Source organism: Halobacteriovorax sp. GFR8 (genome assembly GCF_050955245.1).
GTDB lineage: Bacteria > Bdellovibrionota > Bacteriovoracia > Bacteriovoracales > Bacteriovoracaceae > Halobacteriovorax_A.
Window position 1 is genome coordinate 185,590 of record NZ_JBPBLR010000003.1, and the last position, 16,339, is coordinate 201,928.

The 16,339-nt window shown below is 36.7% G+C and carries 12 protein-coding genes; 6 read left to right on the forward strand and 6 right to left on the reverse strand.

Annotation, left to right across the window (positions count from 1 at the left end; genetic code table 11):
* From ACRXC1_RS15650 to ACRXC1_RS15675, 6 genes are read right to left on the reverse strand one after another with little or no spacing between them, the layout of a single operon-like run.
* Window positions 1-1,533 carry a complex I subunit 4 family protein gene (locus ACRXC1_RS15650; protein WP_392910881.1) on the reverse strand — a complete coding sequence of 511 codons (1,533 nt, stop codon included), beginning with the start codon at window positions 1,531-1,533 and terminating at the stop codon, window positions 1-3.
* Window positions 1,534-1,551: 18 nt separating this feature from the next.
* Window positions 1,552-3,735, reverse strand: a complete 2,184-nt coding sequence (locus tag ACRXC1_RS15655) for an NADH-quinone oxidoreductase subunit 5 family protein (protein WP_433660191.1) — start codon at window positions 3,733-3,735, stop codon at window positions 1,552-1,554.
* A 21-nt stretch (window positions 3,736-3,756) separates the two neighbouring features.
* Window positions 3,757-4,062 (reverse strand): NADH-quinone oxidoreductase subunit NuoK, encoded by a 306-nt coding sequence (nuoK, locus tag ACRXC1_RS15660; RefSeq protein WP_103218558.1) that lies wholly within the window; start codon window positions 4,060-4,062, stop codon window positions 3,757-3,759.
* Window positions 4,059-4,592, reverse strand: coding sequence for an NADH-quinone oxidoreductase subunit J family protein (locus ACRXC1_RS15665; RefSeq protein ID WP_433660193.1), 534 nt, complete (start codon window positions 4,590-4,592; stop codon window positions 4,059-4,061). The genes nuoK and ACRXC1_RS15665 overlap by 4 nt, the downstream gene beginning before the upstream one ends.
* 18 nt (window positions 4,593-4,610) lie before the next feature.
* A complete protein-coding gene (gene nuoH, locus ACRXC1_RS15670) occupies window positions 4,611-5,819 on the reverse strand; it encodes an NADH-quinone oxidoreductase subunit NuoH (protein ID WP_433660195.1) in 1,209 nt (402 codons plus the stop codon).
* On the reverse strand, window positions 5,819-6,235 hold the full coding sequence (locus ACRXC1_RS15675) for an NADH-quinone oxidoreductase subunit A (protein ID WP_392910874.1): 417 nt from the start codon (window positions 6,233-6,235) through the stop codon (window positions 5,819-5,821). The genes nuoH and ACRXC1_RS15675 overlap by 1 nt, the downstream gene beginning before the upstream one ends.
* A gap of 167 nt (window positions 6,236-6,402) precedes the next feature.
* Here ACRXC1_RS15675 and mfd point away from each other — a divergent pair, with 167 nt between their 5' ends.
* The 6 genes from mfd to ACRXC1_RS15705 all read left to right on the forward strand — a co-directional run bounded on the left by mfd (window position 6,403) and on the right by ACRXC1_RS15705 (window position 16,185).
* Window positions 6,403-9,882, forward strand: a complete 3,480-nt coding sequence (mfd, locus tag ACRXC1_RS15680) for a transcription-repair coupling factor (protein ID WP_433660198.1) — start codon at window positions 6,403-6,405, stop codon at window positions 9,880-9,882.
* A gap of 85 nt (window positions 9,883-9,967) precedes the next feature.
* Window positions 9,968-10,774: a peptidylprolyl isomerase gene (locus ACRXC1_RS15685; RefSeq protein WP_433660200.1), complete on the forward strand. Its 807-nt coding sequence runs from the start codon at window positions 9,968-9,970 to the stop codon at window positions 10,772-10,774.
* Window positions 10,775-10,864: 90 nt separating this feature from the next.
* On the forward strand, window positions 10,865-11,785 hold the full coding sequence (locus tag ACRXC1_RS15690) for a peptidylprolyl isomerase (RefSeq protein ID WP_433660202.1): 921 nt from the start codon (window positions 10,865-10,867) through the stop codon (window positions 11,783-11,785).
* A gap of 5 nt (window positions 11,786-11,790) precedes the next feature.
* Window positions 11,791-12,648, forward strand: a complete 858-nt coding sequence (locus ACRXC1_RS15695) for a PdxA family dehydrogenase (protein ID WP_433660204.1) — start codon at window positions 11,791-11,793, stop codon at window positions 12,646-12,648.
* Window positions 12,638-15,445 carry an excinuclease ABC subunit UvrA gene (uvrA, locus tag ACRXC1_RS15700; protein ID WP_433660206.1) on the forward strand — a complete coding sequence of 936 codons (2,808 nt, stop codon included), beginning with the start codon at window positions 12,638-12,640 and terminating at the stop codon, window positions 15,443-15,445. Before ACRXC1_RS15695 ends, uvrA begins: the two co-directional genes overlap by 11 nt.
* Window positions 15,442-16,185, forward strand: a complete 744-nt coding sequence (locus tag ACRXC1_RS15705; protein ID WP_433660208.1) for a TrmH family RNA methyltransferase — start codon at window positions 15,442-15,444, stop codon at window positions 16,183-16,185. The genes uvrA and ACRXC1_RS15705 overlap by 4 nt, the downstream gene beginning before the upstream one ends.
* Window positions 16,186-16,339 lie beyond the last annotated feature (154 nt).

Here is a 16,339-nt window from a genome sequence, read left to right on the forward strand (position 1 = left end):
TTAAAAAGTCGCTAATAATGAAACTAGTTTACCTACAGAAGCCTTCATCATATCTAGTAATGGAGATGGCCAAATACCAAATAGGATTACTGCAACACATAGTGGAACCATGTAGAAGATTTCTCTAGCATTCATATCTGTATAAGATTTGTTTTCTTCAATAACTTCACCAAAGAACATTCTCTTGAACATCCATAGTAGGTAAGCAGCACCAAGAAGAAGACCAACAACTGCAAGAACAGTGATTGTTGTAAATCTATTGTAGATCCCTAGGAAGATTAGAGCTTCAGAGATGAAACCTGATAGTCCAGGAAGACCCATTGATGCGAACATCGCGATGATGAAAACAATTGAGAACTTTGGAAGTTGTGTATAAAGACCACCAAAACCTTTTGTTCCATCTGGTCTAACGATCCATCTGTGGTGTGATCTTTCATAAAGAATACCGATAAGAAGGAACATCATAGCTGTTGAAGTACCGTGGTTGAACATCTGAAGAACAGCACCATTCATACCTTGAACTGTCATAGCAGCAAGACCTAGCATTACGAATCCCATGTGAGAAACTGAAGAGTATGCAACAAGTTTCTTAACATCTGTTTGTGCCATGGCACAAAATGCTCCGTAAATAACGTTAATTAAACCTAGCCATGCAATTGCGTCTGCAAAGTAAACAGATGCTGATGGAAAGATTGGGAATGCAATTCTTAAGAAACCATAAGTACCCATTTTAAGTAGTACACCGGCAAGGATAACTGAGATCGCTGTTGGTGCCTGAACGTGAGCGTGTGGTAGCCACGTGTGGAATGGGAAAACTGGAACTTTGATCGCGAAACCAATGAAAAGTGCTACAAAGAATACTTTTGCAAAAGGAAGTGCCATACCAAAGATATTTACAGTTTCATTTACAAATTTACCGCCTGAAAGCGCTAGAATATTGAATGAATCAACACCTTGTCCTGTTACGAAGTATAGTGCAACCATACCAACAAGCATTAGGATTGAACCGAAGAATGTATATAAGAAGAATTTAACAGCTGCGTACTCTCTATTCTCACCACCCCAAATACCGATTAGGAAGAACATTGGGATTAGCATTACTTCCCAGTAAACATAAAATAGGAAGAAATCCATTGATAAGAATACACCGTAAACTGTTGATTGAAGCATTAGTAGTAATGCAAAGTAACCCTTAACTTGCTTTTTAACTGTCCATGAAGAAAGGATACAGATCGCAAAAAGTAGCGAAGTTAAAAGAACCATTGGTAATGAGATACCATCAATTCCTAGGTGATAAAAAATGTTAAACTGCGAAATCCAAGAATGCTTAATTGTAAACATTTCTTGCATACCTGGCACAGTGTTGTCGAATTTCATGTAAAGACAACCTGATAAAACAAGTGTGATCACAGTATTAATCAAAGACCATACTCTAATTGCCGTCTCTTTTGCCTTAGGTAATAAAAGTACCCCAAGAACACCGATCATAGGCATCCACAGAATCCAACTTAATAGATTAGAATGTGCGTTCACTGTAACTCCTTAATTCTCTTATAAAGCTAAAATATAACCAAATAGTACTAAAATAATCATTGCGATGTAGAACTGGATCTTTCCGTTTTGGATCGTTCTTAAGATAACGTTGAATAAACGTACACTTGCACCAGTACCATCTACCATCATCGTGTCGACAAATAAGTTATCGAACCACGCTGAAATTTTCATTACAAAACGTGTAACCGTTGCCCAACCATCAACTGCGTATCTGTCATAGACTCCCATGTCAAACTTAGCTAATAGGTTGTTAAATGGAAGAAGTCCCTTCTTGATGAAACCACCAATATAAAGATCATCCATAAAGTATTTGTTTTGTAGTGTTCTATAATAACGGTTAAATGAGTTAACCCAGAATCCTGGATTCCATTTACCCCATAGGTACATCATCATCGCAATGAATACACCAGAGAAAGCAATCACAATCGACATACCAGCACCGATATAGTGAACCTGGTGGATGTGGTGTGCTTCTTCCTCAGAAAGTCCGTAAGTTGAATCATACTTAGATGTCGTAAATGTACCTTTTTCGCGTACATCAATTGAACCAAGTTGTTCACGCTTATAATTTTCGAACTGACCTTTCTTAGGCTTTTGAATTAAAGTTTGGAACCACTCATACTTTCCGTTTGCTTTATCTGCTACTTTAACAAAACCTTGTCCTGTTAATGAACCAGAGAACCAAACACCTAGAGTAAATACAGCTAGAATAAGTAGAGGTACGTTTCTGTTCCAAGTAAGCTTTTCTTCATGACAGTGATCGTAAACTTCTTTGTCTCTTGGCTTACCGTGGAAAGCAAGGAACATCATACGACACATGTAGAAAGCTGTAAGTAGAGCACCCATGAAACCAAGAACTGCCGGAGCAACCATTACTGGTGAGTGAAGTGCTTCAATTAATGCATCTCCTAGGATTCTATCTTTTGATACGAAACCAGAGAAGAATGGAATACCTGCGATTGCAAGAGTACAACACCACATTGCAAACCAAGTAAATTTCATCTTATGTCTTAGACCACCCATTCTTGGCATCTCTTGTACGTGAGCATGCGTGTGGTGATCGTGAAGAGAGTGAATTACAGAACCAGCAGCTAGGAATAGACATGCCTTGAAAACAGCGTGTGTAATCAGGTGCATGAAAGCAGCATTATATGACCCAACACCAATACCTAGAACCATATATCCTAGTTGTGAGATCGTTGAGAAAGCTAGTACCGCTTTGAAGTCTGTTTGAACAAGTGCAATTGTTGCAGCACCGAAGGCAGTAATACCACCGATATAAGCAACTAGAGTCAGAAGTCCACCAGCATCAAGTAACGGGTAAATTCTTAGTGATAAATAAACACCAGCAGCAACCATTGTCGCAGCATGGATTAGCGCTGAACACGGAGTTGGACCGTTCATCGCATCTGGTAGCCAAACGTTTAAAGGGAATTGCGCCGACTTACCAATTGTTCCCATAAAGATACAGAAACCAGCAAATGTTGCTAAAGGGATACCAAGTACCGCTTGACCAGCTAATCCACCAGCATCGATTGCCTTATATAGGTCGACAAAACTTACTGAACCAACAACAGTCCAAAGAGCAACAATACCCAGAAGGAAGAAAACATCCCCTACCCTTGTTGTCATGAAGGCCTTAACGTTAGCTGCACCAGCAACTTCTTTTTCGTAGTAGTGACCAATTAGAGAGTATGAACAGAATCCCATAAGCTCCCAAAAGATAAATACTGAAAATAGGTTATCTGAAAGTGCAAGACCAAGCATTGCAGAAGTAAAGAGTGACATATAAGTAAAGAAACGTCCGTTTCTACCGTAATTCATGTCATCTTTCATATACCAAGTTGAGAAAACGTGGATAAGTGTAGCAACGGCCGTAACCATCATTAGAAGTACAGCAGTCATGTTATCAATATAGATACCCATGTTTACTACGAACTCTTGCCCACCACCAGTTAGGTCAAACCAAGTGAATACTTTGTGGATATGATAATTAGCAGAGTACGTTCCGAAAACGAAGTCGCTAAAAATTCTCCACGCATAAATTGTCGAACCTGCGATTGCTGCACAACTGATCGCTACAGCAGTTCTTGTAAAACGTGACGCAATAAAAGCATTAATCACGAAAGCAAAGAACGGTAGTAGAACAATTGGAGCAATACTTGAAATCGTATAATCCATTTTTTTCCCTTATATCTCTAATTAACTTTTTAGTTCAGTTGCATCATCAATATGAATCGAATCTTTAACCTGGAAGAAACGAATCACGATTGCTAAACCAACGGCCGCTTCAGCAGCAGCAACAATAATAATGAATAGTGACATGATATTTCCGTCAATATTCTGGTTTGCGTATCTTGTGTAAGCTGCAAAGTTAAGAGCAGCTGCGTTTAGAATAAGTTCAACACCAAGTAAGATAGCGATAATATTCTTTCTTGCTACCATTACTGCAATACCAGCTAGGAATAAAAAGAAAGAAATTAGTAAGTAAGAAGATAAAGTCATCATTTTTTTAATCTCCTTGGTCTAGAAATTACTGCAGCACCAACAAGAGCACCTAAAAGTAGGATTGAAGAAATTTCGAAAGCTAAAACATGATCCGTAATTAGCTTAGTTCCGATCTCTTCTACTGTTGATTGCATATCTTCCAGTTGCACATGTTTTTGAATCTTTAAAACAGGTGCTAGGATTTTCATTAATACAAAACTGATTACAAGCATCATGATTGCAGCAATAGTGTATGTCTTAGTCGTCCCCATAGCTGCTACTTTCTTGAGACCTAGCTTATTGTAAGCTTGCTCAACCCCACCAGTTAACATGATGGCAAATAGCATGAGAATGACAACACCACCTGCATATACAACTAATTGAGTAGCAGCTAAGAAGTCAGCTCCTAAAGTTGCATAAAGACCAGCTACTCCAAAAAGAGTAAGTAGGAGGTAGATACATGCATGCATTAAATTTTTTGAAACGGCGACAAGGAATGCTCCTATAACTGTAGCCGCTGCTGAAATTAAAAACATTGTGTTAATAAACATTTCAAATATCCTTAAATATTAGTGTCCGCCCGCACCAGCTGATGCAGATGCGATAACTTTTCCAAGAATTGCCCACATAGACTTACCATTAAACAGGTAAAGCCATACAGCACAACCAATCATATTAAATAGTGCAATTGGAGTTAGATATTTCCAACAAAGAACCATTAGAGAGTCAACTCTCATTCTTGGTAGTGTCCATCTAATCCAAATTACAACGTAATAAAGAGCAAGTGTCTTAGTTACGAAAGATCCAAGTTGTAAAAAGTTTCCAATTTGCTTACCGATCATTGGGTGAGCCGAAGGGATTAATTTATTTACAAATTCACCTGTACCAAGACCGAAAGGAACTTGATAACCACCTAAGAATAAAGCAGCACATACACCACAAACAACGAAAACTTCGATGTATTCTGCAAGTGCAAAGAATGCAAACTTCATACCAGTAAACTCTGTATGGTAACCAGATACTAACTCTGATTCTGCTTCAGGAAGATCAAATGGAGCTCTGTTTGTTTCAGCAAGTGCACCGATGAAAAGTACGAAGAACCCAATAAATGTAAATGGGTTATGAAGAACAAACCACTGGTGAGGTAAACCACCCTGAGCTTCTGTAATTGTTTTGAATGATAGTGAACCAGTCATGATTACAATTGCAAGAATTGAAAGTGTTACTGGAACTTCGTAAGAGATGATTTGAGAAGCACCCCTCATACCACCAAGCATTGACCACTTTGAGTTAGATGCGTAACCACCAAGGAAAATACCAACACCTACTAATGATGAAACACCTAGTAAGTAAAAAACACCAACATTAAGGTGAGTAAGAGTAAATCCACTTGAGAATGGTACAACAGCAAGTGACATGAAAACACCAACTAAAGCTAAAAGAGGTGCAATGTTAAATAAGAACTTGTCCGCATCACGTGGAACAACGTCCTCTTTAAGAATCATCTTCACACCATCAGCTAAAAACTGAAGAATACCAAAAGGACCAACACGGTTAGGACCTTGTCTCATTTGAAGGTCAGCTGAAATCTTTCTTTCAGCATAAGTACCAAGACCACCAATTGTTGCAAGAGCACCAACGATGATTAATGAGAAAACTAAGAAAAGTAAAAAAGTTACGATTCCAGTTGCATCAGTTCCTAAAAGTTTTGATAGTGCATCCACGGCCATTGAAAAGCCTGGTGCTTGTGATAAATACGATACAATCGTTGAATTCATTATTTATCCTTTCCATTAATATTTGCTTGGAATGACTTAACCCAATCAAGGTCACCTTTTTTCCAGCAATAAACTAAACCTAAACTTAAAATAACAATGAATAGAAGAAGTGATCCAAGAACTGCACCACCCTGTCCGATGTCGACAAAGCTTTTGTAAACTGTAGCAACAGGGAACATTAAAGCACCTTCAACATCAAAGATTAAAAATACTAGAGCGATAACATAGAAACGAACGTTAAAGTTTGACCAAGCAGTACCAGTTGGTTCCTCACCACATTCGTATGGCGTAAGTTTCAATTCTGTTGGATTATTTGGCCTTACAAGACGACCGACAAGTAATGTTCCAAAGAAAGCGACTACTGCTACAGCGGCTAAAATTAACACCGGCATATAGACGTCAAAGTTTTGCGACATCGATTTATCTCCATGTATAAGTAAAGTAAGTTCCCAAATATTACACGATTACTAGCACTTTGGAAATAAATTGGCCCCTCTTTTTTTGAGTAATATCTTCTATTTAGTAACGCATGGGCCAATGCATAAATTCTTTGTTCTCACTATATTTTATGTTAAAAAACGACATGGATTTATTTTCACCACTACGCACAAAACTAGAAACATGGTTAGACACTAAGCAACACGACCTTACCATCGACGGTATTAACAGGGAGCACTGGGCATTTGCCAAGTTCTTAATACAAGAAAAAAATGGTAAAATTAATCCATCGAATTTATTTATTTTTGAAAATTATGATGACGCAGAACAATTCTATGAGCTAGTAAAAACAAGCTTCTCTAAAACAAAACTTGTTTTCTATCCAGGACTAGATGCGTCACCTTATTCAGGTATGTTTGCCTCAGAAAGTGCACAACTTGCCCGACACTCAGCATTAGAAAAAATGATTCGTGCTGAAAATAAAGAATTAATAGTTATCACTTCAATAGAATCTCTTGGATTGAAAGTTCCACCGGCCAATTTTTTTAATGAAACTAAAATTGAAATTAATGAATCAGATATTATCTCTCCTGATGAGTTAGCTGGAAAATTAGTTCAACTTGGATACAGCTCATCTTTTACAGTAGAAGAACAAGGAACATTTTCTAAGAAGGGTGAGATTTTTGACATCTATCCTGTTGGTCATCATCCAGTACGTATTCATTATTTTGATGAAATGATTGAAGAGATTTATGAGATCGATAAAGAAACTTTAAAGACTATTAAAGATAAGAAACTTGAATCAATTATCATCGCACCTGGGCCAACAATATTTTGTGAGTCACAATACTCAAATAATTTACGAAATAATATCCCACGTCCTAGGGCCAATCAGAGAGAATTATTAGAAAAACGTAATGATATTTTTAGCAAGCTTTCCAGTGGAATGCTTTTTGAAAATCATCCAATCTATACGCCTTTATTTTTTAATGAAAATGAAACGGCAACACTTCTCGATTACATTGACGAAAGCTGGATTGTTTCAGTGTTTGATCGTGATAATGTTGAAGACTATTATTCAAATTACTGCGATGACCTCACTAGAGATTTTGAAGACTGTGAAGAACTACTTCCGGAACCAAAATATTTTTACGACTTATCAACAATTGAGCGCTTAAAAGACATTGCTTGTTTAAACCTCAATCATTTGAATATTACTGTTAATCTCGATAATGATAGCAATATCGTTGATCTTGGATTTAGACCTTTTAAATCCTACATCTCATATCACGACATTAATTACTTAGTTAAAAAAGAGTTTTTAACAGGACTCTTCAATCATATAAAAAGTGAATTTAAATACTCTGGAAAAATAATTTTCACGATTCAAAATGAAAATTCTCGAAAAGAAATTGAACACTTAATTGAAACATTTGAAGTTGATGGTGAAATTAAGAAGCGTATCGAATTTGTCCCTTTCAAATTAAGCGAAGGCTTCTTCTACCCTAGTGATAAATTACTCACAATTTCAGATAGTGATCTGTTCTCAATTAGAAGAGATAAGGCCAAGGTTTCAAAAATTCACGACTACGACCTCTTTGCTGAACAACTGGCCTCACTAAAAGAAGGTGACTACGTTATTCACTCTAAGCACGGTATTGGAAAGTACTTAGGTTTAGAAGCAATGGATATTGGTGGTTCCAAAACAGACTACCTAGTACTTCTTTATAAAGGTAATGATAAAGTATTCGTACCAATTTATAAGATGAATCTTATTCAAAAGCATGCCGGCGGAGAACTTAATGTTAATGTCGACAGCTTAAGAACAAATAAATTTTCGGCCCTAACTTCAAGAGCTCGTGAATCAATTAAGAAACTCGCATTTGATCTCTTAAAGCTTCAGGCAGAAAGAGCATCTGCCAAAGCCTTTCAATTCTCACCTCCGGATCATGACTTTAAAGAGTTTGAGCTTTCATTTCCATTCAATGAAACTCCAGATCAAAAGAACGCTATTGATTCGGTTATTGATAAGATGCAAGCCAGTACAGCGATGGACTTTCTTGTGTGTGGTGACGTTGGTTTTGGGAAAACAGAAGTTGCCATGCGTGCTGCTTTTAAAGCTGTTCTTGATGGAAAACAAGTTGCGGTTTTAGTTCCGACAACAGTTCTTGCCCTTCAACATTATAACTCATTTGTTAAGCGTTTCGAAAAATTCCCTGTTCGCATCGACTATCTTTCACGTTTTAAAACTGGAAAGGATGAGAAAGAAACAAAAGAAAAATTAGAAAAAGGTGAAATCGACATCATCGTTGGTACACATAAACTTCTTGGTAAAACGATTCGTTATAAGGACCTAGGACTTGTTATTGTTGATGAAGAACAACGCTTTGGTGTTGGCCATAAAAATCAACTTAAACTGCTAAAGTCTTCGGTTGATTTCTTAACATTAACAGCAACGCCAATTCCTAGAACACTACAATTATCTTTCTTAGGACTTAAGGATCTTGCTCTTATTAAAACAGCTCCTCCTAGAAGACAGTCTATTAAGACTTATGTAATTAAAGAAGATGATCATACGATTCAATCGGCCATTAATCGTGAACTTAAACGCGGTGGTCAAGTCTTTATTGTCCACAATCGCGTTCAAGATATTGAAAATTACACGGCCTATATTAGAGAGCTCGTTCCTGAAGCAAAGATTGTTTTTGCTCACGGACAAATGGCAGAAAAAGAACTTGAATCTCGCATCTCTGCTTTCTATAACGGTGCTTACCAGATTCTCATTTCTACGACTATTATCGAATCAGGAATTGATATTCCAAATGCAAATACGATGATTGTGGATCGTGCTGATCGATACGGCCTAGCTCAACTTCACCAGCTTCGTGGCCGAATTGGACGTTCAGATAAGAAGGCTTATTGTTACTTTGTCGTTCCAAATAATCGCAATATTACTGAAGTTGCGGCCAAGAGACTTAAGGCCCTACAAACTTATGCAGATATGGGAAGTGGTTTCCAAATTGCCAATTGTGACCTTGAAATTCGAGGTGCCGGAGATATTCTCGGGGCCCATCAATCAGGACATATTGAGGCAATCGGTCTTGAACTTTATATGGAGCTTCTAACAGAGGCCATTCAAGAGCTTCGTGGTGAGAAAAAAGTCATCACAAAAGATATTGAAATCAACACGCCATTTGCGGCCTTTATTCCGGCCCACTTTATTAGTGAATCAAGTGAGCGCTTAAAATATTATAAGCAATTATCAAATTCAAAATCCATTGATGAAATTACAGCATTAAAAGAGACAATCTTTGATATCTACGGACCTGGCCCTGAAGAGTTTAACCAACTAATAGCTATTCTTGAGGCCCGCTCTTACCTTATGCCTTGTGGTGTAAAGTCGGCGCAATTAATTGATAACACGCTCATTTTTCAATTTGATCAAAATGTCGTTGAGGCCAATGAACAGCTTCGAAATAATATTTTAAATAATTTCTTAGGAATGCCACGAAAATATCGTTTCACGCCAGATTTCAAACTAATTTTCACTAATAAAACCACAATATCTCCGAGTGGATTAGTCGAGTTCTGTCAGGAAATTGCGGAAAAAATAGTTCCATCTTAGTGAAATTTATAAGTTTTTAAGAATTTTTGGTACAATTAGATATAGTTTAAGAATTTGAATTCGATAATTTGAAAAGGATATCTATATGTACGGTAAAATCATCTTAGTTTTACTACTTGCACTAGGACTTGAAGCTGCACCAAAGAAAGTTGTAGCTGAAGTTAATGGTCAAAAAATCACGAAGGAAGAATTAGACCAAGCATACCTACTAAATAAGTATGTTGTTTCTGATGATCCTGTAACGATGAAAAGAGTTCTTACAGACCTAATCAACAAAAAACTAGGTGTTGAAAAAGCTAAGAAAGCAAAGCTTGATAAAGACCCTATCGTTGTAAGAAAACTAGAAGAAGTTATCTTTAACGCTCAAGTTTCAAAAGATCTGGAAGGTGAATTCCAAAAGATTAAAGTAACAGATGCAGATGTAAAGAAATTCTATAGTGAATACCCAGAGTATCGTACGGCACATATCTTACTAAGAGTAAGAGTTGCGCCATCTGAAAATGAAATTAATGCTGCTCAAAAGAAGATTTTCGAAATTCATGAGAAAGTAACTCAAGAGCCAGCTAAATTCGCTGAATTTGCTAATAAGTATTCACAATCACCAAACGCTCATACTGGTGGTGACGTAGGATATCAACCAGCTTTCTTTATGGCACCAGAGTATTTTGCGGCCATTAAGGGAAAGAAAGATGGATTTATCACTCGTCCGGTTCGTACTCAACTTGGTTACCATGTAATTAAGGTTCTTGGTGTGAAAAAGTACGAAGATATCAATATGGGCGCTTACAAAAAGTTTGTTTATGACAGGAAGCGCGATAAAATTATTGAAGATTATTTCGCAGGCTTACGTAAAAAAGCCAATATTAAAATTTTAGACAAAAATCTAAAGTAATTCAGATTAAATAATTTGCACAAGCCTCATGGGCACGATAAATTATTGTTCTATACTTCATCGATGAAAGAACAGTAATAAGAGGTGTTCATGAGGCTTTTTCTTTTTTTGGCCCTACTTTTTTCAACATTAAACCTACAAGCAAAAAACACAAAACTTTTAGATAAGATTACGGCAGTAGTTGATGAGCACGTCATCACAAAATCAATGATCGAACGTGTGAAGAAATCACTTCCTATTCGCCAAAATATTTCTCCATTTATCTATAAGAAAGATATGAAATATACAGATAAGGTAGTCGCTAATCTTATTATCAGAAAATATATCATTCGCTCAACTCTTGCTGAGCAAGGATATGTGATTTCAGACTCAACAGTAGAGAAAGAAATTAAGAGAAAAGAGCAAAGACTAGGCCTAAGCCGTAATGATCTTATCGCATTCCTTAAGAAATCAAATACGAATTTTGAAGAGTTTTTTGAATTAAATAAAGAAGCTATTGAGTTTAACCACTTCAACTCAGTTGTTATCATTCCACTTATCTCTGTAAGTGAACAAGAAATTAAAAACGAATTCTTCAAAGAGAATGTAAACAATAAGACTGTCTCTTATCGCTACACTCTTGTGGACTTTTCAATTGATGAATCAATTGTCACAAAGAAAGACTATGCCAACTTTAAAAAGACAATGGAATCTTTCCAAAAAGGTGGTCCACTTCCAAGTAAATACGGTTCAATTGAAACTTCAACTCTTGGGGATATCACGGCCGACGGCCTAACTGCAGAGTTACAAAAGCTTCTCAATAAAACACAAGAAGGACAATTCACTCAACCAATTAATATGATGGGTGAAACACATATCTTCTATGTAAAAACACGTGATGTTGTTGAGTCATCTCTATTTCAAAATGCTAAGAATAGAATTAGAGCTCAATTATATGAAGCAAAAGCAAAAGAAGTTACAAGAATGTGGTTTGAACGTGAGAAAGCGAATCACTACGTAAAAACATTATAGAAGAAATGATCTATGTTACTGCTGGCCATGAAAGAGGAATAGGACTTGAAGTTTTTTTAAAAGCTTGGAGCCTTCTATCATTAAGTCAGCAGTCTAAATTCCATCTCTTCGTTGGTGAAGAATTTAAAGACCAACTACCTGCCAAATTAAATCATACACTAGTCCAAAGTCCTTATTCACATAATGCTCTCCAACAAGCATGTGATCTTTGTGGACCTAACGATATTCTCGTAACCATGCCTACAACAAAGAATGAATTATTCTTTGAAGGTAAACCAGTTTCAGGACACACAGAATACTTTCGTAAAAGATATAAAAATGAAAATTTGGTGATGTTCTTTAAGTCGTATGATGCGAATGTTCTTTTGATTACAGATCACATTCCTCTTAAGGATGTGGCCACAAAAATAAATAGTGATCTTATTCACAACAAGATTAAGATTTGTGTTGATAATTACAAAAAATATTTTGGCCATTTAAGTGATGTCATTATTTCTGGTATTAATCCACATGCTGGAGAAGGTGGTATTCTTGGTAGCGAAGAAAAAGAAATTGTAAGAGCTATTAAAGAACTTGATATCGATGAAAGAATTATTGGCCCGCTGCCAGCAGATGGCCTCTTTTTAAATGATAGTTTTGCAAGTGATAAGCTCTACGTTTATATGTACCACGATCAAGGTCTTGCGCCATTTAAGACGATGTTTAAGTCTAAAGGTGCCAATATCACTTTAGGTATGCCCTATCTTCGCCTAAGTGTTGATCACGGTACGGCCTTTGACCTTTATGGAAAGGATCGTGCCAATTATATGGGCTGCTACTATGTTTTAAAGTTAGCTTTAAAGGTAATAAAAAATGAACAATGAAATCAAAGTCGTAAAAGCACGTGTTCACAATTTAAAAGACGTCACAATTGATATTCCAAAAAATCAATTAACTGTTATTACTGGGCCTTCGGGATCGGGAAAGAGCTCTCTTGCCTTTGATACAATCTACGCGGAAGGGCAAAGACGCTATATTGAATCTCTTTCATCATATGCAAGACAATTTCTTGGACAACAACAAGCACCAGATGTTGAGTCTATCACTGGACTCTCACCGGCCATTGCAATTGACCAAAAAACAACGAGTAAAAACCCTCGATCAACAGTGGGAACAATTACTGAAGTTTACGATTATATGAGAGTACTCTTTGCTCGTGTTGGTGATCTCTACGATCCAAATAATGGTGAAAAAGTTATTAGCTACACACCAGGACAGATCACGCGCGATCTTATGGAGCTACCTGAGAAAACAAAGCTTCATATTACAGTTGAAATAACTGACGAAACGAAGAAAGCCCTTGAGCAACAGATGGCAAAATACCTATCAATGGGGTTTTCTCGTTTTATTGTAAATGATGAAATCATGCTTCTTGATAGTAGTGAAATCAAATCTCTTAAAGCAACTGATGAAATACTTGTGGTTATTGATCGAATCCTCGTTAAAGCAGATATTGAAAAACGCTTAACAGATTCTGTCGAGTTAGGACTTAAACTTGGTAATGGAATTATTCACGTCATGATTGATGATGAGTACCATACATATTCTGAAATCAATATGTCTCACGTAACTGGTGAAGTCTTCCCTGATCTTGAACCAAGACTCTTCTCTTTCAACTCACCTGTAGGTGCTTGTGGGAAATGTAATGGCCTTGGAGAATCAAAAGAATTTGTTCTTAGTGAGATTATTTTTGATGACTCTCTCCCTGTACTTAAGGGAGCTATCCCACTCTTAACTAAAAAGAATAACTTTCTTCATAAAATGGTTGAGTGCATGCTTAAAGAAGAAGGCTTTGATTTAAAGCTTCCTCTTTCAAAGATGCCAAAGAAAATATTCAAAATTCTAACTGAAGGAACTGATAAGGTTTATACCTATAAATTTAAATCAGAAAATTCAGTTTTTGAATTCTCTAAACCATTTCCTGGACTAATTAGTTGGCTCGACAAAAAGTATCAAGAGTCTACTTCTGAGAGAGTGCGCTCTGAGCTTGAAAAGAGTATGCGTGTACAAAAGTGTTCAGAATGTAATGGACGCCGTCTTAATACAATTGCCTTAAGCACTAAAGTTGGTGACAAAAATATTATTGAGCTTTGTGAAGTACCACTTAGTGAAACTTATGAATACTTTAAGAGCTTAAAACTTGAAGGTATCAAAGAAAAGATTGGTGCAAAGCTATTAATTGAAATTACTTCTCGTCTCAAATTCTTAAATGATGTAGGTCTTGATTATTTAACACTTAATCGTTCTGCTGGAACATTAAGTGGTGGTGAGTCACAGCGTATTCGCCTCGCAACTCAAATTGGTTCAGCACTTTCTGGTGTTCTCTATGTCTTAGATGAACCTAGTATCGGACTTCATCAAAGAGATAACGTAAGACTAATTCATACATTAAAAGAGTTGCGTGATCTTGGTAACACCGTTCTTGTTGTTGAGCACGATGAAGACACGATGAAGGCCAGTGATTATATCATTGATATGGGACCTGGTGCCGGAGTTCACGGTGGAGAGATCGTGGCCCATGCCACAACTAAAAACTTCTTAAAGAAGAAGTCTCTTACGGCCGACTATCTTAACCATAAAGTAAAGATTGAAGTCCCTAGTGAACGTCGTAAACTCACAGAATTTATTAAACTCAGAGGTGCTGAGCATAATAACTTAAAGAAGGTCGATGTTGACTTCCCTCTTGGTGGACTAGTTTGTATTAGTGGTGTTTCGGGTTCTGGAAAATCTACACTTGTCCATGAGGTTTTAATCCCAGCGGTTAAAAGTAAACTGACTCGAATTAATCGATCAATCTACGAGAAAGCAAATTACAAATCAATTACAGGTCTAGATAAAATCAAAACTGTTATTGAGCTAGATCAGTCCCCTATTGGCCGAACTCCTCATTCAAACCCTGCTACTTACTCAGGCCTATTTGATGATGTGAGAAAGCTATTTGCGGCGACAAGTGAATCTCAAATTCGTGGCTACAAACCTGGTCGTTTCAGCTTTAATGTAAAGGGTGGACGCTGTGAAGAGTGTGAAGGAAATGGCACACAAAAAATAGAAATGCACTTTCTTCCAGATGTTTATGTAACTTGTAATGAGTGTAATGGACGTCGTTATAACAACGAAACTCTATCAGTTCTCTACAAAGGAAAGTCAGTCGCTGACGTTCTTGAAATGACAATTGAAGAAGGTTATGAATTCTTTAAAAATCACCGCAGACTTGGAAAGATCCTAAAGACAATGAATGACGTTGGTCTTGGCTATATGACTCTTGGTCAACCAGCAACAACACTTTCTGGTGGAGAGGCCCAAAGACTAAAGCTTGCAAGAGAGCTTGCAAAGTCTACAAAAGGTCATACGCTTTATGTTCTTGATGAGCCTACGACTGGTCTTCACTTTGAAGATATTAAAGTTTTAATGAAAGCAATTAATGAACTTGTCGAAAGTGATAACTCAGTTCTTATTATCGAACACAACCTAGATGTACTTAAAGTAGCTGATCAAATAATTGACCTAGGACCAGAAGGTGGACACCGTGGTGGAACAATTGTCGGTACTGGTACACCAGAAGAGATTGCAAAGATTAAGGCATCTCATACTGGTAAGTTTTTAAAGGAAATTCTAAAGTGATAAATGGTTTTGAAGAATTCTATAATTTAAAAGATAAGAATCTGATTAAAGAAGATTATTGTATCGCTGAAACTGAAAAGGTAGTTTGCAAAGCACTACGTTCAAATCACAAAGTAGACAAAATCATTGCGACTCAAGAGTTCTATGATTCAAATAAAGAATTAATCGACGAAAACTGCGAGCATGTTCTAATTAAAGATAAGAAAGAACTAGAAGAAATCACAGGCTTTAAACTTCATCATGGAATTCTTGCCAAGGTTAGAACTAATGGCCTTAAAAAGATTGATGAATTAGGAGATAGAATTCTTATCTTTAATGGTGTGACGTCGCCTGAAAATGTTGGAACCATGACAAGAGCTGCGATGGCATTTGATTTTGATAATATTATCTATGATGCAAAGAGTGCATCACCTTATCTAAGACGTTGTATTAGAGTATCAATGGGTAATGCCTTTGAAGCAAATATATGTAAGTCACTTAACCTTATCGCTGATATTGCAACACTTCAAAACCTTGGCTATAGCGTATGTGCAACAGCTAATGAAGAAGGAGCAATTTCAATAACTGATTATAAATATCCAAAAAAAATAGCGCTAATTATTGGAAATGAGGGCAATGGTATGGATCGTGAAGTTATTGACGCCTGCGATAAGAAGCTCTTTATTCCTATTACTAACTATGTTGCTCACTTGAATGCTGCGAGTGCAGCTTCAATTTTTCTTTATCACTCTATCTTTTAATTAGATTTTTATTTATATTTTTTAACCTGACAGCGGTGTTGATAGTCTATAACTTAGGCCCATAAGCTCATCACCACACACCGACAGAGTTTGTATCTTTTTCGTTTTTTCCAATAAAAAAGGCCACTATCATAGTGGCCTTTTCTTTTTCTAT